This is a genomic window from Allobosea sp. MMO-172 (assembly GCF_037147855.1).
Classification (GTDB): Bacteria; Pseudomonadota; Alphaproteobacteria; order Rhizobiales; family Beijerinckiaceae; genus Allobosea.
Map to the genome: position 1 here is coordinate 86,501 of NZ_JBBCUM010000011.1, position 19,922 is coordinate 106,422.

General features: G+C 65.7%; 17 protein-coding genes and 1 riboswitch. Of the genes, 9 read left to right on the forward strand and 8 right to left on the reverse strand.

All coding sequences use genetic code 11. From position 1 onward, the window contains the following. Positions 1–137: 137 nt before the first annotated feature. Positions 138–1,325 (forward strand): amidohydrolase, encoded by a 1,188-nt coding sequence (locus WFK61_RS17035; RefSeq protein ID WP_336813279.1) that lies wholly within the window; start codon positions 138–140, stop codon positions 1,323–1,325. Positions 1,326–1,456: 131 nt separating this feature from the next. Here the strand turns inward: WFK61_RS17035 and WFK61_RS17040 are convergent, their stop codons facing one another. Both WFK61_RS17040 and WFK61_RS17045 read right to left on the reverse strand, forming a co-directional pair. Continuing rightward, on the reverse strand, positions 1,457–2,716 hold the full coding sequence (locus WFK61_RS17040; RefSeq protein WP_336813280.1) for a D-amino acid dehydrogenase: 1,260 nt from the start codon (positions 2,714–2,716) through the stop codon (positions 1,457–1,459). A 134-nt stretch (positions 2,717–2,850) separates the two neighbouring features. Further along, positions 2,851–2,946, reverse strand: a riboswitch (glycine riboswitch). Between the two features lie 128 nt (positions 2,947–3,074). Continuing rightward, positions 3,075–4,055 (reverse strand): alpha/beta hydrolase family protein, encoded by a 981-nt coding sequence (locus tag WFK61_RS17045; protein WP_336813281.1) that lies wholly within the window; start codon positions 4,053–4,055, stop codon positions 3,075–3,077. 246 nt (positions 4,056–4,301) lie between these two features. Between WFK61_RS17045 and WFK61_RS17050 the strand changes: the two genes are divergently transcribed. The 6 genes from WFK61_RS17050 (at position 4,302) to WFK61_RS17075 (ending at position 10,537) form a co-directional block, all read left to right on the forward strand. Beyond that, the gene (locus WFK61_RS17050) at positions 4,302–5,897 is read left to right on the forward strand and encodes an ABC transporter substrate-binding protein (RefSeq protein WP_336813282.1); all 1,596 of its coding nucleotides are present in this window, start codon (positions 4,302–4,304) and stop codon (positions 5,895–5,897) included. 51 nt (positions 5,898–5,948) lie between these two features. Beyond that, entirely contained in the window at positions 5,949–6,962 is a 1,014-nt protein-coding gene (locus WFK61_RS17055) for an ABC transporter permease (protein WP_336813367.1), read from the forward strand. Next, positions 6,959–7,876 carry a nickel transporter permease gene (gene nikC, locus WFK61_RS17060; RefSeq protein ID WP_336813283.1) on the forward strand — a complete coding sequence of 306 codons (918 nt, stop codon included), beginning with the start codon at positions 6,959–6,961 and terminating at the stop codon, positions 7,874–7,876. The genes WFK61_RS17055 and nikC overlap by 4 nt, the downstream gene beginning before the upstream one ends. Before the next feature lie 11 nt (positions 7,877–7,887). After that, positions 7,888–8,751: an ABC transporter ATP-binding protein gene (locus WFK61_RS17065; RefSeq protein WP_336813284.1), complete on the forward strand. Its 864-nt coding sequence runs from the start codon at positions 7,888–7,890 to the stop codon at positions 8,749–8,751. After that, positions 8,748–9,518 carry an ABC transporter ATP-binding protein gene (locus WFK61_RS17070; protein WP_336813285.1) on the forward strand — a complete coding sequence of 257 codons (771 nt, stop codon included), beginning with the start codon at positions 8,748–8,750 and terminating at the stop codon, positions 9,516–9,518. The genes WFK61_RS17065 and WFK61_RS17070 overlap by 4 nt, the downstream gene beginning before the upstream one ends. Positions 9,519–9,628: 110 nt before the next feature. Continuing rightward, complete coding sequence (locus tag WFK61_RS17075; protein ID WP_336813286.1) at positions 9,629–10,537, forward strand: LysR family transcriptional regulator; 909 nt, start codon at positions 9,629–9,631, stop codon at positions 10,535–10,537. 93 nt (positions 10,538–10,630) lie between these two features. Here WFK61_RS17075 and WFK61_RS17080 read toward each other — a convergent pair whose 3' ends face one another. The 6 genes from WFK61_RS17080 to WFK61_RS17105 form a co-directional block, all read right to left on the reverse strand. After that, complete coding sequence (locus WFK61_RS17080; RefSeq protein WP_336813287.1) at positions 10,631–10,993, reverse strand: VanZ family protein; 363 nt, start codon at positions 10,991–10,993, stop codon at positions 10,631–10,633. A gap of 66 nt (positions 10,994–11,059) precedes the next feature. Beyond that, on the reverse strand, positions 11,060–12,229 hold the full coding sequence (locus WFK61_RS17085; RefSeq protein ID WP_336813368.1) for a glycosyltransferase family 4 protein: 1,170 nt from the start codon (positions 12,227–12,229) through the stop codon (positions 11,060–11,062). A 250-nt stretch (positions 12,230–12,479) separates the two neighbouring features. Then, complete coding sequence (locus WFK61_RS17090; RefSeq protein WP_336813288.1) at positions 12,480–13,721, reverse strand: glycosyltransferase family 4 protein; 1,242 nt, start codon at positions 13,719–13,721, stop codon at positions 12,480–12,482. 10 nt (positions 13,722–13,731) lie between these two features. Continuing rightward, positions 13,732–14,502, reverse strand: coding sequence for a polysaccharide deacetylase family protein (locus WFK61_RS17095; RefSeq protein ID WP_442896316.1), 771 nt, complete (start codon positions 14,500–14,502; stop codon positions 13,732–13,734). Further along, entirely contained in the window at positions 14,495–15,829 is a 1,335-nt protein-coding gene (locus tag WFK61_RS17100; RefSeq protein WP_336813289.1) for an O-antigen ligase family protein, read from the reverse strand. The genes WFK61_RS17095 and WFK61_RS17100 overlap by 8 nt, the downstream gene beginning before the upstream one ends. 14 nt (positions 15,830–15,843) lie before the next feature. Further along, on the reverse strand, positions 15,844–17,232 hold the full coding sequence (locus tag WFK61_RS17105) for a GumC family protein (protein ID WP_336813290.1): 1,389 nt from the start codon (positions 17,230–17,232) through the stop codon (positions 15,844–15,846). Between the two features lie 460 nt (positions 17,233–17,692). On the opposite strand from WFK61_RS17105, the gene asnB reads away from it, so the two are divergent. Together asnB and WFK61_RS17115 are read left to right on the forward strand one after the other, a co-directional pair. Next, positions 17,693–19,630, forward strand: coding sequence for an asparagine synthase (glutamine-hydrolyzing) (asnB, locus tag WFK61_RS17110; RefSeq protein ID WP_336813291.1), 1,938 nt, complete (start codon positions 17,693–17,695; stop codon positions 19,628–19,630). A gap of 24 nt (positions 19,631–19,654) precedes the next feature. Continuing rightward, positions 19,655–19,921, forward strand: a complete 267-nt coding sequence (locus tag WFK61_RS17115) for an acyl carrier protein (protein ID WP_336813292.1) — start codon at positions 19,655–19,657, stop codon at positions 19,919–19,921. The last annotated feature ends 1 nt before the right edge of the window (position 19,922 follow it).

Genomic DNA, 19,922 nt, shown 5'->3' on the forward strand with positions numbered 1-19,922 from the left:
GGATACCGCCATTGCGCGCGAGGAAAAGGTCATTGCCCGTTTTGGAGCACTCCGGATTCGCGTGCAGCAGATAGGCTGCGCGCAGCTTTCCCGGCGATTGTCACGCCAGCGATCGATGCCTTAACTCAGGAGCCGAAATGACCGACCTTCTGGTCACCAATGTCCGCCCGGACGCGAAGACGACATCCGATATCCTGATCAAGGGCGGCCGGATCGCCGCCGTCGGGCCGAACCTGCCGCGCGAGCCCGGGGTGCCGGTGCATGACGGCGCCAATGCGATCGCGATCGCGCCCTTCGTCGAGCCGCATGTGCATCTCGACAAGATCCTCTGGGGCCTGCCCTGGCACGGCATCAACGTTCCCCGCACCCTGCGCGAGATGATCGACAACGAGGTCGAGATCCGCAGGACCCTGCCCTGGGGCGTCCCGGAGCGTGCCGGCAATCTCATGCGCCAATGCGTCGCGATGGGCTCGACGCATATTCGCAGCCATATCGACATCTCGACCGAGTACAAGCTGGACAACCTGCACGGCGTCCTCGCAGCCTGGGAGAAGACGAAGCACGCCGTCGGGCTGGAGCTCGTCGCCTTCCCGCAGACCGGCATGATGATCGATCCGGGCACGGCCGAGCTGATGGAGGCGGCGCTCGACGAAGGCGCGTCGGTGATCGGCGGCATCGATCCGGGCGGCATCGACGGCGACCCGAAGGGCCATCTCGACACGATCTTCGACATCGCCAGCCGCAAGGGCGCCAAGATCGACATCCATCTGCACGAGGCTGGCGATCTCGGCCTGTTCGAGATGGGGCTGATCGTCGAGCGGACGAAGGCGCTCGGCATGCAGGGGCGCGTCGTCGTCAGCCACGCGTTCTGTCTGGGCGATTCTCAGCGCGACAAGGTCGAGCGCATGATCGACATGGTGGTCGAGGCGCGCATCGGCATCATCTCGGCGGTCCCCGGCGCGAACGTGTTCCCGCCGATGTTCGAGCTGGCACGGCGCGGCGTGAAATGCGCCATCGCCTCGGATTCGCTGCGCGACACCTGGAACCCGCATGGCAACGGCGACATGCTGGAGCGCTGCTGGCTGCTCGCCTACCGGACCGGCAGCCGGACCGACGACAAGCTGATCGAATGCCTGGGCATGGGCACACGTCGCGGCGCCGACCTGCTCGAGCTCAAGGGCCACGGCCTGGAGGCCGGCTGCGAGGGCAGCCTCGTCCTCATCCCGGGCGAAAACCTCGCCCAGATCGTCGTGGACAGGCCGAAGCGCGCCCTGGTCGTGAAGAACGGCCGCATTGTCGCCCGCGACGGACAATGGGTCGACTGAAGGCCGCGAAACGCGCGCATTCCGGCATCGACGAACCGCCGGCACCGGAATGCGGGCACAAGCCGGCGGGCAGGTTTTGGAACAAGGTGCGGGCCGGCGATCAGGTCGACAGGCCCGCACCGAGGCGCGATTTACGAAAGGCTGTTGGGACGCTGTGTGATCAACGCCGCGAGGGCGTCAGCCGTGGCCGCCGACAATGTCCAGCCAAGGTGGCCGTGCCCGGTATTGTAGAAGACCCGCGGATTTCGGCCGTGCATGACGCGCGGCACCATGTCCGGCATCATCGGCCTCAAGCCGGCCCAGGGGACGACCTGGCGCATGCTCATCCGCGGGAAGTGCCGTCGACACCAGGCGATCAGAGGCTCAATGCGCGCGGCCCGGATATCCTTGTTGTAGCCGTTGAACTCGGCTGTCCCGGCGACGCGGAAGCGCGTCGCTCCCAGGCGGCTGGTGACGATCTTGGCCTGATCGTCGAGCAGGCTGGTCCAGGGCGCGGCATCCTGATCGGCCTTCTCCGGCAACTCCACCGTGATGGAATAGCCCTTGACCGGATAGACATTCATCCGGTCGCCGGCCTTCGCGGCCAGCTGACGCGAGCCGACGCCGCCGCAGATCACGATCGAGTCGAAGGTTGAGACCTGCGCCTCCCGTGAAGAAGGTTCCGCTCCGGCCTGAATGAAGCCGATCTCGACCGAGCCTGCCCCGGGCGTGATCGAGAGGACATCGACGCCGAACCGCATTTCGGCGCCTAGCCTCTCGCAGGCACGCGACAAGCCGCTCGTGAATTTATGGATATCGCCGGTGAAGTCCGAAGGCGTGTAGAATCCGCCATGGAAATCGCCGTGCAGCGCCGGTTCGATGGCTCGGATTTCCTGCGGTGTCACGGCCCTTCGCTCCAGCCCGGCCCTGGCCAGAAGGGAGGTCACCCGCGCGGCTGCCTCGAAATCCTTCCTGCCACGATAGACGTGCAGGATTCCGCGCTCCTCGCAGTCGAAGGCGATGCCTTCCTCGTCCGCGATCGTTCGCAGGTGATGCCGCGCCTCCATCGCGAGGCGAGCCGTCGTGATCGTGTTTTCCTCATAGCGCGGGATGGCGGCGACGAATTCTGCCATCCAGGAGAGCTTGTGCCATCCCGGCCGCGGCCCGACGAGCAGCGGCGCCCCGGGCGTGAACATCCACCGGATGCCCTTCAGCATCGTCGCCCAGCTGTTCCAGACCTCGGCATTCGAGGCGGAGAGCTGGCCGCCATTGGCGAACGAGGTCTCCATCGCGGCATAGGGATGCCGCTCGAACACGGTGACCCGGCAGCCGCGTTTCAGCAGGTTGTAGGCGGTGGTGATGCCGGTGATCCCGGCGCCGATCACGGCGATATTGGTGTTTTCAGTCGACAAGAAAGCGCTCCTTCCGCAATCCCTGCGGATGTGGCGCCCCCTCTGTCATTGGCCTGAGAGCTTCGATCGCGCTCGTCATTGAGCAGCGGGCTTACACCGTCGGCGGGAGCTGTTGCTCCGCTTTTCAGAGTTTCAATTCAGGTGCGGTTCTTTTGCCTGAGAGTTTCCGGGGCGGTTGCTCCGTCGGCGCCTTCTCGGATGACCGAGACGATCTCTCCCGCGAAATTTCGTGATTGCGATGCTGTTCCGGTCTGCCGGCCCGCGAGAGCATATCCTTCCCGGAGCTGGCCGTTTCCCTCAAGTTCTCCTCACTCGGGTCAGAGGCTGGGCCGGCTGGCCTGCACTCCGCACCTGGACGTCAGGGCTTTGTACCCAATCCCGCGATGCGATCAAGGAAGCGGTCGGCATGGGGCTGCCAGACCGTACGGCCTTCCGCGGTCGGGAACAACCTGTGCCCGTCTTCGCCGAACGGCGCCAGCAGGTGATATTCGGCATCTCCCCCGGCCGACTGGTAGGCCTGCGCCATCCGGGACGTCAGGGCGCCGTCGAAGAAGCGGTCGTTCTGCGTATAAATCCACAAGGTCGGGATCTTCGACGAACGGCCGAAGGTCGCTGCCGCCTCGACCAGGCTGTCCGGCGAACAATTGTGGTTCGGCTTGCCGCCGGCATAGCCGCCGCGACCACCGGCGAAATTGATCACCGCTCGCACGCCCGCGGGAGCGCGGCTCGCAGCAGCCAGGGAACCCCAGCCTCCGGCCGACTGGCCCACCAGCAGGATGCGGTCCGCCCTGACCGTATCGAGTGCTGCAAAATAGCGCGCGACATTCTGGATGTCATCCGCCGTCGCGAGCCCGCCGCCGACGTAATCGGGCCTGCTGCAGGGACCATAGGCCTCGGCCCAGGTGCCTCCGCGTGGTCCGTAGCCGCGGCGCAGGGGCAGCACGACCATATAGCCGCGTGACAGCAGCCAGTCCGCGCCCGCCCGATATTCGGGAGGCGCCATCGTCTTGCGCGCGGCAGCGTTTGCAGGCGAGCCGTGGCTGACGATCGCAAGCGGGAACGGACCGGAACCCGATGGAACGAGGACGCGCGTCGGCAGGAGGATGTCCGCGCCCTGCCCGTCCTTGCCCACGGGGACGAACCAGGCCTGCTCGCCAGCGCGTTCGCGATCGACCGATAGCCGCCCCGGCTGCGGATTCTCGACAGCCTCCCAGGGATTGGCCGGCTCCGCCTGTGCCGAGGGTATCAAGCCTAGCGCCAGAACAGAGGCGGCAGCGGCGTACTTCAGCGGAACCATCCAGTCGCAGATAGAGACGACGCCCGATGCGAAGAGAGACATATCTGCAATCCACCCCCGTTGATTTTCCTGAAATAAGTATTTTGATGAATTCGAGTCAAGTGATGTTACTGAACAGCGACGCTATATATTATATATCTAAATCTATTCAGAAAAATGCCCTTATTATGCATTTAAAGCATAATCTTATGCTTGATGATTTCGGCAACCGACAACATCCTCCTCCCAATAATATCGTGATCGAAGCGGCCCATGCCGATCTCGATCCGCATGGGAGGGATATCCGATATGTTGATCAGATCAGCTCGCGCCGCTCTGGCAGGCGCGGTCCTGTTCGGCTCTGCCGTGACCACGGGACAGGCCGCGACACCCAAGGACGTCTTCGTCATGGCGAGCGATCTGACGACCTTCATCACCTTCGATCCGGCCGCAGCCAACGAGTCGTTCCCTAATGAATTGCTGCGTCAGATGTGCACGCCGCTGCTCTCGCTCGACCATCAGGACCCGTCGAAGGTCGTCGCCGGTCTCGCCGAGACATGGTCCAGCTCCCCGGACGGCAAGACATGGACCTTCTCGATCCGGCGCGGCATGGTCTTCGCCTCGGGCAAGCCGGTGACGTCCGCAAGCATCGCCTGGTCGATGCGTCGGTCGATGAAGCTGAACCTCGTCACCGCCAGCCTGATGCGCGACTGGGGTCTGAATTCGCCGGACCAGATCGCGACGCCGGACGATCACACCCTCGTCCTTACCCTGACGAAGGACCTCGCGCCGTCGGTCACACCCTTCGCCTTCACCAATCACCGTCTCGGGTCTGCGCTCGATGCCGATGCGGTGATGGCGCATGAGAAGGACGGCGATCTCGGCGCCGGTTGGCTGAACACCAATGTCGCCTGCTACGGCCCCTACCGCCTGAACACCCTCAGAGCCCAGGAAGTCGTGATCCTGGAGGGTTATCCGAAGTTCTGGAGCGGCGCGCCCGCGATGAAGCGGATCATCGTGCGGCATGTGCCGGAGCCGGGCGCGCAGAGGCTGCTGCTTGAGAAGAACGACATCGACTACGCCAAATCGGTCGAAGCCTCGTCCCTGGCGGCGATGGTCGCCAATCCCGACCTGCGCTTCCAGTTCAAGCCGCGGCTCGACAGCGTCTATCTCGCGCTCAACCAAAAGGACCCGATCCTTACCAATCCGAAGGTCATCGAGGCCTTCCGCTACCTGATTGACTATCAGGGCCTGAGCGAGACGGTCCAGAAAGGGCGCGCCGAGATCCGCCAGAGCTTCGTGCCGGCCGGCGTGTTCGGGGCGCTGCCGAAGGGGGAGGATCCCTATCGGCTCGACATCGCCAAGGCGAAGTCCTTGCTCGCCGAGGCGGGCTATGGCGACGGGTTCAAGAAGACCATCCTGACGATGACGAACTACCCGTTCCCGGACCTCGCCCAGAACCTGCAGCAGAACGCCGCGAAGGCCGGCGTAACGCTGGAGGTCCGGACCATGGCGACGGCCCAGCTCTACACGCTGATGCGTAGCCGCGACTTCCAGATGCTGATGGCGGTCTACGACTACGACTATCCCGACGCCAACGACATGGCCCTGCGGATGGCCTACAACCCCGACAATAGCGACGCCGCCAAGGCCACCAATTTCCTCGCCTGGCGTGCTGCCTGGGCGCCGGGCGCCTGGTTCAAGGAACAGGTCGAAACCGCCCAGCGCGAGCGCGATCCCGCCAAGCGCACGGCGCTCTATGCCGAGCTGCAGCGCCGCCATATGCAGGAATCGCCGATCATCGGCATCTTCCAGCGGCTCGGCGCGATGGCCTTGCACAAGCGGGTCAAGCGCTTCGACTACAACGGCGCAGAGCTGTTCTACGACACGATCCAGAAGGATTGAGCCGTGAGCTCCCTGACCGATCTCGCGCCGCGGCGACCTGTCCGCGCGCGCCTGCCGCGCCGGGTGCTGCCCATCCTGCGCGGCAGCCTCTCCATCGCGCTCACCTTGCTCGGCCTGTTGGCCCTGACCTTCTTCATCGGCCGCGTGCTGCCCTTCGATCCGATCGCCGCGGTGGTCGGCGAGAAGGCCGATGCCAGCGTCTACGAGACCGTGCGCGCCAGGCTGGGGCTCGACCAACCGCTCTATGTCCAGTTCGGCCTGTTCCTGCGCGACATGCTGAGCGGGAATTTCGGGCGGGCGATCTTCACCGGCAATGCCGTCGCCGACGATCTCAGGCACGTCATCCCGGCGACCGTCGAGCTTGCCACCGTCGCCATCATCATCGGCTGCGGCTTCGGCATTCCCTTCGGCGTTGCGGCCGCAGTCTATCGGGGGCGCCCGATCGACCATGCCGTGCGCCTGCTGTCGCTCGTCGGACACTCGGTCCCGATCTTCTGGCTCGGCCTGATGGGGCTGATCATCTTCTATGCCTGGCTCGGCTGGGTCGGCGGTTCCGGGCGGGTCGATATCTTCTACCTCGACGCCGTGCCGCGGCGGACGGGCATGCTGCTGGTCGATTCCCTGCTGGCCGGCGACTGGGACGTCTTCGTCAGCGCGTTCAGGCACATCATCCTACCGGCGCTCCTGCTCGGCTATTCCTCGATGGCCTATATCAGCCGCATGACCCGCAGCTTCATGCTCGACCAGCTCGGGCAGGAATATGTGACCACGGCGCGGGTCAAAGGCTTGTCGCGGCGCCGCGTGGTCTGGGGCCATGCCTTCCGCAACGTACTGGTCCAGCTCGCGACCATCGTCGCGATCTCCTATGGCGGCCTGCTCGAAGGCGCGGTGCTGACCGAGACGGTCTTCGCCTGGCCCGGCTTCGGCCAGTACCTGACCACCGCGCTGATGATCGGCGACATGAACGCCGTGCTCGCCTGCACCCTGATCGTCGGGCTCGTCTTCATCTGCCTGAACCTGATCACCGACCTCCTCTATCGCTTCCTGGACCCGCGCACCCGATGACGGTTCAATCTTTCGAACGCGACGCCACATTCCGATCCTGGCTACTCGCCGAGGCGCCGGAATCCGGCTTCCAGGCCTGGTCGCAGAGCTGTTACCTCGCCTGGCTGCGCCTGGCCGCGAATCCGCTCGCGGTGATCGGCCTCGTCGTCCTGCTGGCGCTCGGGCTCGTCGCCCTGCTGGCGCCGTGGATCGCCACCCACTCGCCCTTCGAGCAGGTCTTGGCCGAGCGGCTCCAGCGCCCGAGCGCGGCGCATTGGCTTGGAACCGACGAGCTCGGCCGGGACGTCTTCAGCCGCATCGTCTACGGCGCCCGGACCACGCTCTACATCGTCGGCCTCGTCGCCGTGATCGTCGGGCCGATCGGCCTGTGCATCGGCACGACCGCCGGCTATCTCGGTGGCTGGGTCGAAGCCCTGCTGATGCGGATCACGGATATCTTCCTGTCCTTCCCGAGCCTGATCCTGGCTTTGGCCTTCGTCTCTGCGCTCGGTCCCAGCCTCGACAATGCGATCATCGCGATCGCGCTCTCGTCCTGGCCGGGTATCGCACGTCTCGCCCGGGCCGAGACGCTGACGATCCGCTCCAGCGACTATGTCGATGCCGTCCGCGTCATGGGCGCCTCGACGCCGCGGATCATCTTCCGACACGTCATGCCGATGTGCCTGCCCTCGGTCGTCGTGCGGGTGACGCTGAGCATGGCCAGCGTCGCGCTGACGGCGGCGGGCCTCGGTTTCCTCGGCCTCGGCGCGCAACCGCCGACGCCGGAATGGGGCGCGATGCTCTCGACCGCCCGGCAATATCTGCTCGAGCACTGGTATCTCGCCGCCATGCCGGGCCTCGCCATCCTGATCGTCAGCCTCGCCTTCAACCTGTTCGGCGACGGGTTGCGCGACATGCTCAACCCGCGCAGCTGAGGGAGACGGCAATGACTTCGAACAGCCCCATCCTCACCGTCGAGGATCTGCGCGTCGGCTTCCCCACGCCACGCGGCACCGTGGAAGCCGTGCGCGGCATCAGCTTCGCCATCGGCCGCAACAAGGTCGGCATCGTCGGCGAATCCGGTTCCGGGAAGTCGATGACCGGGCGGGCCATCCTCAAGCTGCTACCCGGCGGAGCGACCTCGACCGTCAAGTCGATGAAGCTCGGAGACACGGATCTGGCGAGCCTCAGCGAAAGCGAGATGCTGGGCATCCGCGGCAAGCGTATCTCGATGATCCTGCAGGACCCGAAATACTCGCTCAATCCGGTCATGCGGGTCGGACACCAGATCGCCGAGGCCTTTCGTGTCCATCACCGCGCTTCCAGGGCCGAGGCGGAGGAGCGGGCGCTGGAGATGCTCGCGGCCGTCCGCATTCGCGATCCACGGCGCGTTTTCTCGCTCTATCCGCACGAGGTTTCGGGCGGCATGGGCCAGCGCATCATGATCGCGATGATGCTGATCCCCGAACCCGAACTCATCATCGCCGACGAGCCGACCTCGGCGCTCGACGTTACCGTCCGGCTTCAGGTCCTGGCCATTCTCGACGACCTCGTGACGACGCGCGGTATCGGCCTGATGTTCATCAGCCATGACCTCAATCTCGTCTCGAGCTTCTGCGACGAGGTGCTGATCATGTATGCCGGGCGCATCGTCGAGCGTTGCCCCGCCGCCGAGCTTCACCAGGCAAAGCACCCCTATACGCGCGGCCTGCTGGCCTCGCTGCCTCGGCTCGAAGACGGCCACAAGCGCCTGCGGGTGCTGGAGCGCGACCCTTCCTGGCGCGACGAACCCATTCCGGCGGAAGCATGATCGAAGTCAGCCAGTTGCGCGTCGCCTTCGGCGCGGATGAAACCCAGACCATCGCCGTCGACGATGTCTCCTTCACGATCCCGGAAGCGACCGTCTACGGGCTCGTAGGCGAATCCGGCTGCGGCAAGACGACGATCCTGCGCTGCCTGTGCGGCCTCAACCGGCAATGGTCGGGCACGATCAGGGTCAACGGAAAGCCGGTCGGGCCGTTGCGCGACCTCGCCTTCTACCGGATGGCCCAGATGGTGTTCCAGGACCCGTACGGCTCCCTGCATCCCCGGCACACGGTCAACACCATCCTGTCCGAGCCGCTGCTGGTACACGGCATCCCTGATATCGGCGCGCGCGTCTCCCGTGTCCTCGCGCAGGTCGGCCTCGGCGAGAGCTTCCGCTTCCGCTACCCGCACCAGCTCTCGGGGGGCCAGCGCCAGCGCGTGGCGATCGCCCGCGCGCTGATCCTCGAGCCGCGCATCCTCTTCCTCGACGAACCGACCTCGGCGCTCGACGTCTCCGTCCAGGCCGAAGTCCTCAACCTGATCCGCGACATCCAGGTCGAGCAAGGCCTGACCTGCGTCCTCGTCAGCCACGATCTTGCGGTGGTCGCGAATCTTTGCAACCGCCTAGCAGTGATGAACCAGGGCAAGCTGGTCGAGGAGCTGAGCGTTGCCGACCTGATGTCCGGCCGTGCCCGGAGCGGCTACACGCAAAGGTTGATCGCTGCCAGCGCGGGCTATGATCGAGCGCTGGTCAGCCTCGATTCGGACTAGCCCGCTTGCATTGGCGGAAGGGGGCGATGCCGGCGAGGCACTGTCGCGGGACGTCGCAGCGTGCTGCCATCCCCTGACGAAACCGGAGAGAAGCGATGGAGGTCAAATGGTTGGAGGATTTCCTCAGCCTGGCGAGCACGGCCAGCTTCTCCCGCTCCGCGGCCGAACGCCATGTGACCCAGTCGGCTTTCAGCCGCCGCATCCGTCAGCTCGAGGATTGGGTCGGCTTGCCCCTGATCGACCGGGCCACCTACCCCGTCCGGCTGACCGCAGCCGGTGAGAGCTTTCGCGCCACGGCACAGGAGCTGCTGCAGGACCTGCTGCGCGCCAGGGACAATCTGCGGGAGAAGCAGGGCCTGCGCGCCAATACCCTGTCCTTCGCCGCGCTTCACACCTTGTCGCTGACCTTCTTCCCACAATGGCTGCGGCGCATCGAACCGCGCTGCGGCGGATTGCGGACCCGGGTGAGTGCCGACAACAACGGGATCGACTCGCTCGTGACGCTGCTGCGGGAAGGCGGCAGCGATTTCCTCCTGATGTACTCGCACAGCGCGGTCCCGATCTTCATCGGCGACAGCGACATCACGCATGCGCGCCTGGGCGACGAACGGGTGATCCCCGTCTCGGCTCCCGATGCGAACGGCCGCCCCATCCATCGGATCGAACCGGGAGCGGCGCCGGCGCGCCATCTTGCTTATGGAACCGGATCGTTCTTCAGCCACGCACTGGCCGATCTGTTCGCGAGCAGGCCGCTCGAACGCGTCACCATCCACGAGAACACGATGTCCGAAGGCCTGAAGGCGATGGCGCTGGCCGGCTGGGGCTTGGCCTGGATACCCGAGAGCATCGTGCGGCTCGACCTCGCCGGCGGGCAACTCGTGCGCGCTGCCGATCCGAGCTGGGACCTGACGGTCGACATCAGGCTCTACCGGTCCCTGTCGAACTCCCGCCCGGTGGTGGAGCAATTCTGGGACATCGTCACGGCAGAGGCTCGCGAGATGGGCAGCGCCCCAGCTTGACCAGCGGCTGCCGACCTGTGGCGCCCATCTGCGCGCGCTGGCCCAGCCGGTGGCAACCGCCCTCGTTGGTGACGCGGAACGTGCTCGTCAGGTCTAACGCGGCAGTCGGCTTCGACGCCCCGTCAGCCATCTCATCACCAACCAGCTGATAGCGACGCCGCAGACACCACCGGTCAGCTTGACCAGCAGATCGGCCAGGCGGGCGTGCCGACTCGGCGAGAGCAACTGGAGGAACTCCAGCCCGATCGCGATCGCCACGACGAACAGCAATACGGCCACGATCCGCCTCGGATAGACCGTCGCGAACAGGAAGCCCAGGAGCCCGAAAGCGCCGAAGCGTTCGAGATGAACGGCATGGCCGATTCGCGGGCGCATCTCGAGCGAAGACAGGGTGGCGAAGACGATGAAGGCGAGCAGCAGCCAGGGCAGGACGGGCAAAAGCGCTCTTGGATTCATAGTCCGCTCGTCTCCGGCTACCGCGAGCCGACCTTGTCGCGCGCCCGCCGGCCTGAGGCAAGCAAACTAGTGCGGTAGGGTGGAACGATAGACCTGGAGAGTCTTCTGGGCGACGCTCGGCCAGCTATAGGCCTGCTCGACCTGCAGCGCCTGGGCGCGGGCTTGCTCCTCGCTGAGCGGATTCGCCAGCTTGGCGGTCATCGCCTTCGCGAGAGCGTCGATGTCGCCGAGCGGGAAGTAGTCCTCGGCCGGCAGGCCGAGCTCCTTGTTCGCGACGATGTCGCTGGCGAGCACCGGCAGCCCGTACCCCATCGCCTCGAGCAGCGCGATCGGCATGCCCTCATGGCTCGACGGCAGCACGAAAAGAGCGGCGTTGGCGAAGAGATCGGCCAACCTGTCTCCGGTCTGGAAGCCGGTCAGCACGACGCCGGGCACGCTCGCCGCCAGCGCCCTCACCTCGCGGGAATACGGCGTCTCGAACTCCGCGCCGCCGGCCAGGACCAGCTGGAAATCGGGGTCGGCGCCCTTCGCGAAGGCTTTGATCAGGTCGATCTGCCGCTTCTCGGGCACGAAGCGCGCCGCCAGCAGCACATAGCGTTTCGACCGCAGGCCGAACTCGCCGAGAATGCCCGTCTCCGCCGCGTTCCGCGGAATGGTGACGCCGTTCGGCACGAAGGCGACGACTGCGCCATGGCGCGAGGCCATGGTCCGTGCCACCTCGTTTGAGACCGCGATCCGGCCGTGCGACAGGCGCATGCCGAAATATTCGCCGAGCTTCAGCACGCAGCGGGCGAAACCGCCCCATTTCTGGCGCTCGTAATCATAGCCGTGATGAGTGACGACGATCCGCAACCCGAACAGCCGGGCCAGGGGCACGAACAAGGCCGGCCCGACCGCATGGATGTGCAGGATATCCGGCCGGCGCCAGGCCGCGACCCAGACGCCGAGGAAAGTGTGCACGATCGCTTCGAGCGCCATCTTGCGCGGCGCCCAGAGCGGCAGGATGCGAATGCCGTTCCACGTCTTCGCGCCGGCATGCGACAGGTAGCGGCTGCGACCGATGACATCGACATCCCAGCCGGCTGACGACAACTCGCCGGCGAGCATCTCGACATGCTTCTCGACGCCACCCTGGACATTCGGGATGCCGCGCAGCCCCAGAAAGACGATATGCCTGCGCGGCTCGCTCTTCACGGCGGTGGCAGCGCATTGGCCGAGGGGCGCCTCGACAGGCACATTGGTCACGATAGCCCCCGGCTGCCGTCTTCCGGTCGAACCGGGAGCAACGCTGCAAATTTGCAGGCCTCGTACATGCCTCTGAATGACTCCGAAAGGTTTCCCCAAGAGCCGAGAAAAGACTGCGGCCGAGAAACCTTACCCCCAGAGACAAGAAGATATCCAAAGATCGCCGACTCAGCGACAAGCAACTCGCACTGCTGCGGCGCCTTCCAATTGTTAACCTTTATGGCCCGATCGCTGCCCCAGCTCAGCTGCCGAGCGCCTCGTAGAGCGCGAGCGTCCGGTCGCGATAGGCAGCGGCGGAGAATTCCGAGGCGATCCATTCACGGCCCGCACGCCCCATCTCCGCCCGGCGGGCGGTCGTCAGCGCCGTGAGATCGGACAGCTTGCGGGCGAGGTCCTCGACATCCCCGGAAGCGAAGAGCAGCCCGGTCTGCCCATCCCGGACCATCTCCGGAATGCCGCCGATCGCGGCCCCGATCACCGGCCGCCCGAGAGCATAGGCTTCGAGGATGCTGATCGGCGCGTTCTCGTACCATTCTGAGGGCAGAACCAGCGCGCGCGACTGCCCGATCAGGCGGTGCAACTCCTGCCCCGAAAGATGTCCGACGAAATGCGCGTTCGCGCCGGTCTGGATCGCCAGCTCGCGGAGCGCCTCCTCCTCCGGGCCGGTTCCGGCCAGGATCAACCGCTGGTTCGCGCGCGCTGCCGCCCGGATCAGCGTCGCCAGCCCCTTTTCCGGTGCGAGCCGCCCGGCAAAGACGACGTAATCGCCCTCCTCCCAGTCGGACCGATAGGTCTCCACATCGACGAAATTGGGAATGTAGACCAGCTTCTCGCGCGGCCAGCCCCACTCCACCAGCTTCTCCAGATAGAAGCGGCTGGGCACGACGACCCGGTCGAGTTTGTCGCGATAGAGCCCGAGAGCCCGGTGCACCATCGTCTCGACCAGCACCAGCCCGCTGAGCGGGACCGAGGCTTTGACGCAGCGATGGCGCAGGACGTTGTAGATTCGCCCGCCCCGGCAATCCTCGCAGACCTTGCCCGCGCGCAGCATCTTGTAGGACGGGCACGCGAGCTTCAGGTCATGCGCCGTCATCACGACGGGAATGCCGGCGTCCTTCAGGGTGGAGAAGATCGCGGGCGAGAGATGGTGATAGACGTTGTGGGCATGTGCGACCGAGGGGCGCGCCTGCGCGATCAGCCTGGCGAGGTTGCGCTGGGCTTCGACGGAATAGATCACGCTGGCTGCCTGCACGACCTTGCGCAGCGGGCTCGTCCGCTGGCCATATTCGATCTCGGAGACGAAATAGTCGGACCAGGGCGAAGGAACGTTGTTCTCGTGCTGCATGGCGAAGGGAACGACGTCCCAGCCGATTTGCGCGAACATCGCCATATGGTCGAAGAAGACCGCTTCCGCGCCGCCGCGGCGATAAAAGTAGTTGTTGATCGCCAGCAGGCGCTTTCCCGCCGGTTGCGAACGCGACACTGCGGCCTCCCTACCAGCCGAGCCGGTCGAGCGCGCGATCGACGGGCAGCACGATGCAGCCACGATCGACCGCATGCGCGACCAGCCGGTCGAAGGTCTCGGGCGTGCAACCATGGGCCGTCGGGCGCGCCGCGATGTCGTGCGTGAAGAACACGAGCCAGCCCGGCGTCTCGGCCACGTCGTCGATCCAGCGCGTCAGGGCGCGCGCCTGCGCCTCCGGCTGGCGGATCTCGACCGCCTTGAGCATGAGAGGATCGACGAGCCCGCGGTTGATCGCCTCGCCGGCACCGCGGCAGCTGCGGAAACGGCGGCGGAACTCCGGCCGCGCCAGCGGCCAGGCGGCATTGTAGGGAAAGGCGAAATTGGCCGGCGGCGGCGCGACGCCGGCGCCCGCGAGATAGGCGGCATTGCGGTCGAGATCGCGTGGCAGCTCGCGCCGGGACATGTCGCGGATCCGGCGATGCGAGAAGGTGTGGCAGCCGACCTCGTGGCCCCGCTCGGCGAGCTCCCGGCAGCCCTCTGGCGCGATCAGAACCCGCTCGGGCTCGACCTGCCCGGCAAGCCCCCCGGCGATGTAGAAGGTGCCGCGCGCGCCGTGCCTTTCGAGGATCGCTGCGCCTTGATCGAGCGCGCTGTCCGGCACGTCATCGAAGGTGAAGGAGACCAGCGGGACATCGGTCGCCAGCGCCCGGCGCGCACCGGCGAACTTCCAGATCAGCCGGTTCGTCAGCCGATCCGCGAGCCCGCCATGCCTCTGAATATTCTCGATCAGGCTAGGCATGTGCGACGGCCCCTTGCGGCTTGGCGCCCGGCTCCGGCAGCAGCCCGGCGGAGGTTTGTAGGGAGAGGCCGTAGATCGCGATCAGGAAGGTCAGCCAGAGTGGGTTGGATCCCTCGAAGAACAGGCTCTCCAGGCAGGCATGGGCCAGGACATACAGCCAGATCCTGACGAACAGGCGGGTGAGGTCGCTATGCGCGTTCGCGGAATCGATGCGCGAGATCTGATAGAGCGGCAGGACAACCAGCCAGACCAGCGTCAGCAGCAGGCCCGGCACCCCCATCATCAGGATCATCTCAAGATAGGAATTATGCGCGTGGGAGGCCGCTACCGCCCAGGTCTCGATCTCGCCGCCGCTATTGACCAGCTGCGAGGTCTGCCAGAAGCCCTTCATGCCGTAGCCCGTCAGGGGCCGCTCGGCGATCGCCCCGAACGCCAAGCGCCAGATGTCAGCCCGGTTCGTGAAGGTCGCGTCGATGCCGAGCTCCGAAACGAACTCGCCGAGCGGCCGGATGACCGCCGACCCCACGGCGAAAAGGTTGAAGAACGCGATGCCTCCGATGACGATCGGAATACGCAGGACGCGCACCCTTTCGAAGAGCCAGGCCACGACCAGCACCGCCGGAAGCATCGCCGTCGATGTCTTTCCTCCGGTATTGAGCAGGAAGAAGAACGCCAGGCCGACGATCGCCGCCCCCGCCAGGCGGGACCATACCTTCATGGCGAAGAGCCCGAAGAGCACCATGACGACCATAGCCACGGCGGCGTCGTTCTTGTGCCGGAAATGGCCGCGCCACAGTCCGGCATTCATCGGCTCGAGCACCGTGGAGGTCTGATGGATCGACAGGTCCGGCTTGAACAGGATGCCGAAATAGGAAACGGCCAGGACGGTGAGACACCCCAGGCCGAGCAGCTTCGCGAACTGCCTCTCCGATCGCGGCAGCAGCAGGAAGACGCTGGCGTTCACGATGGCGATGATGGCCAGCACCATGCCCTTGATACCCTGGAAGGGATAGCTGGACAGGACGGTCGAGACGAAGCCGAGCCACAGGAATATCAACCCGAGCAAAGCATGGGGCTGAAAGATGATGCCGCGCAGCGGGTGCGATAGACCGAAACCAAGCAAAGCGGCGAAGAGCCCGAGCGAGACGAGCTGGTTCAGCAGGCTCGATGCCCGCGCCGACTGGTCGAGAACGGCCTCGCCCGAAATATCGACGAAGGGGCTGAGCGTGATCCAGGAAAACAGGAAGACAGCCATGAACAGGAGGGGGCCGAGATAGGCCCTGAACCTCTCCGCTCCGCCATCCCTTCGATAGGCGACCTCCCGCATGGCCTGCGGTGCCTTCAGGCGCCCGCCGGCAGCGGATCGCGCAGATAGCGCCACGCGCCGCGGGCCAGGGCGATCGTGATCCCGAGCAGGAGGCCGAGGAAGCCGGCCGCGCCGAGCAGGATCAGCGTGCGCGGCGGCCAGCTGCGCGCCTTCGGCGGCAGCGGCCGCGAGATCACGCGAACATTGCTGGTGTCGATCTGCTGGCGCTCGCCGATCTGTTGCGTCCGCGCGAGATGGGTCTCGTAGAGCGCGGCCTTGGCACGCGCATCGCGCTGGAGATCGCGCAGCTGGACCTGCTCCTCATTGTCGCTGAAAACGTTCGATTTCTCGTCATTCGCCTTGCCGCGCAGCGACGCGAGATTGGAGCGCTCGCGCTCGAACTCAGCCCTCGCCCCGTCGAGGATGCGCCGCGCCTCGCGCGCCAGAGCGGCCTCGACCGCCTGCTGCTCGGACTGCGCCGTGACCATCTGCGGGTGCCTCGCGCCGAATGTCGCCCTGATCGAGCCGATCTGCTGCTGGAGCTGGTTGAACTGCGCCCGCAGGCTGACCATGGTCGCGGAATCGAAGATCGCCGCGCTGGTGACCCGCCGTTCGGCGATCGCCGCGCTCATCTGCCGGTAGCGTGTCTCGGCCTGGATGAAGCGCTGCTGGGCGTCGAGCACCTGGGTATTGAGCTCGCTCGAAAGCCGGGCGCTGACAGGCTCGCCATTGTTCAGCTGCAGCCCTTTCGAACGGCGGAAATCCTCGACGCGCTGCTCCGCCTCCGTGACGTTGCGGCGCAGTTCGTCCAGTCGATTGTTGAGGTTCTTGACCACCCGGCCGGCGCTTTCGGCGGAGGATTGGAAAAGCTCCGCCTCGAAGGCATCGACAATGGCGTTCGAGATCGTCACCGCCCTTTCGGGATCCTCGGCCCAGAACCGCATCGACACGACGAAGGAACGCTCCTCGCGCCGCGCATCGACGCGCTCCGACAAGGCGCGCATCACGGTCAGCCGGTTGTCGCGGGCGACCTCCCCCGGCGACATCAGGTTCCAGAGCGGCGCCAGCAGACCCGGTTTGACGAATTCGGGATCACTGGCGAGGTTGAGCCTGTCGATCACCCGCGACAACACGTTGCGCGAGGTCAGGACCCTGAGCTTGCTCTCGACTTCCAGGAGCTGCGCGTCGCGCTGCGGATTGGAGGTGAAGACGTCGTCCCGCACCACATTGAGGTTCGATGGGTCGATCAGGATATCGGTGTAGACGGTGAAGCGGGGCGGCGTCACCGCGGCATAGAGCAGAGCGCCGATCAGGCACAGAACGATCGTGCCGATGATCCAGCCGATGCCGCCACGGAGCCAGGCGAAAATGTCATCGACCCCGACCCCGCCGAGTTGGCCGATGCGCGCGAGCGGGCTTTTCACCGCAACCGCCGTGCCGTCTGCAGCAACCACGAAATCGGCGGACGTGCGGGCGCCGCGACTCTGGCCGACGGGTCGAGGCGTCTGACGCTGCTCCGACTCCTTCGGCCCGTACATTACGCTTCACCCTCTGTACGCGCCTCACCACGGAAGCGACGCACCTGCCCCCCGCAACTCTGCCCTAGAGCTAGGCATACCGCTCTGAACATTGCGTTAATCCAGTGCTGGAGCCGTGAGGATCGCGGCTGCGTCCACGATGTCATCGCAGCCCATCCGCCTGCATTCATCGCGGCCCGGATACTAGATTTCGACCGGCCAGAGCTGTCACTTGCAGCCTAGGCCAGTGCTCGCCGGCATTCCAAATTTACCATCCCCGTGAATATTCGGCGTCGTTAACGCCTGACGGCCTCCAGATGGCTATAAGTCAAAGCAGAACTGGCCGAATTTTCGGAAACATTTCGGTATGTGTGGTTTTGTCGGCTATTTCGGCCCCGGCCGGGATGGGAAACACCTGCTTGAAAGGATGACGGCCGCGATCGCCCATCGCGGTCCCGACGCGCAGGGCTTCTTCGCAACGCCGAACGCCGGCCTCGGCCACGCCCGGCTTTCCATCGTCGGCCTCGGCGACGGCCAGCAACCGATGTCGGATGCGAGCGGCGAACTGACGATCGCCTTCAACGGCGAAATCTTCAACTATGTCGAGCTGCGCGACGAACTGCAGGCCAAGGGCCGCCGCTTCCGGACCGCAAGCGACACCGAAGTGATCCTGCATCTCTATGACGAGATGGGCGAGGACTGCCTCTCGCGGCTGAACGGTGATTTCGCCTTCGCGATCTGGGATGCGCGCCGCCACCGCATGTTCCTCGCTCGCGACCGGATGGGCGTACGGCCGCTGTTCTACACGCGCCAGGGCGAGCGCTTCTACTTCGCCTCCGAGGTCAAGGCGCTCCTGCAGGTGCCTGGGGTGAGCGCGGAGCTCGACCCCGTCGCCCTCGATCAGATCTTCACGCTCTGGGCTCCGATCGTGCCCCGCACGGCCTTCCGCGATATCAGCGAGCTCGAACCGGCGAGCCTGATGATCGTGCAGGATGGCAGCGTCTCGACGCGGCCCTACTGGAGCCTGGACTATCCCGACCACGACGCTCCGTCCCGGCACAGATGCGAGCGCGAGGCCGCCGAGGAGCTGCGCGCGCTGCTGACCGAGGCGACCCGCATCCGCATGCGGGCGGACGTGCCGGTCGGCTCCTATCTCTCGGGCGGGCTCGATTCCTCGATCACCTCGGCGCTCGCCGCCGGCATGGTTCCCGGCGGGCTCAGGACCTTCTCCGTCACCTTCGACAGTGCCGAGCACGACGAGAGCCAATTCCAGCAGGAGATGGCGCATGCGCTCGGCACGCAGCACAGCGTCGTCGCCTGCCGCGATGGCGATATCGCCGCGGTTTTCCCCGATGTCATCCGCTTCACCGAGCGGCCGATCATCCGAACGGCCCCTGCCCCGCTGTTCAAGCTCTCCGGGCTGGTGCGCGAGGCCGGGCTGAAAGTGGTGCTGACCGGCGAGGGCGCTGACGAAGTCTTTGCCGGCTACGATATCTTCAAGGAGAGCCGGGTCCGCCGCTTCTGCGCGCGCCAGCCGGGTTCCCGCATCAGGCCGCATCTCTTCCGCAAGCTCTACCCCTATCTGCCGGGGCTGCGGCAGCAATCGGCGGAGTATCTCGCTTCCTTCTTCGGCGCGAGCGGCCACTCCCTCAACGATCCCCTGTACTCGCACCGGCCCCGCCTCGATGGCACGGCGGCGACGAAGCTCTTCTTCTCGGGCGAGTTGCGGGCCAGGCTCGCGAATTACGACGCGGCCGACGAGCTCGTCTCGCGCCTGCCGGAAAGGTTCGCGCGCTGGCATCCATTGCATCAGGCGCAGTATCTCGAAGCCCGTTTCCTGCTGCCCGGCTACATTCTCTCCAGCCAGGGCGACCGCATGGCGATGGCCCATGGCATCGAAGGCCGCTTCCCCTTCCTCGACCATCAGCTGGTGGAGTTCGCCTCCGGCCTGCCGCCCGAGATGAAGCTGAAGGGGCTGGTCGAAAAGCACATCCTGCGCGAGGCGACCAAGGATCTGCTGCCGCCCTCGATCGGCAGGCGCAGCAAGCAGCCCTATCGCGCGCCCGACAGCGCCTCCTTCGTCGGGGCCGGTGCCGCCGACTATGTCGAGGCTGCGCTCGGCGAGACCGCGATTGCGGCGAGCGGACTCTTCAATCCGAAGGCGGTGGCGAAGCTGCACGAGAAATGTCGCACGCGCCCCTCCTCCGGCTTCCGCGACAATGCGGCCTTCGTCGGCATCCTGTCGACGCAGCTCTGGCTCAAGACCTTCACCGGCGCCGACAGCCACAGCTCGAAAGCCGCCTGACCCAATCTTCAGAAAGGAACGGACATGACCGATACGATCAAGGACGCGGTGAAGGCCTTCGTCATCGAGAACTTTCTGTTCGGCGACACCAGCAACCCGCTCGCCGACACGGACTCGCTGATCGAGAACGGCATCATCGATTCCACCGGCGTGCTTGAGCTCGTCGCCTTCATCGAGGATCGCTACGGCATCACCGTCGCCGATGCCGACATCATGCCGGCCAATCTCGATTCCCTCGCGCGCATCACGGCCTTCATCGCCTCGAAGACCGCGACACCCGCGACAGCGTAAC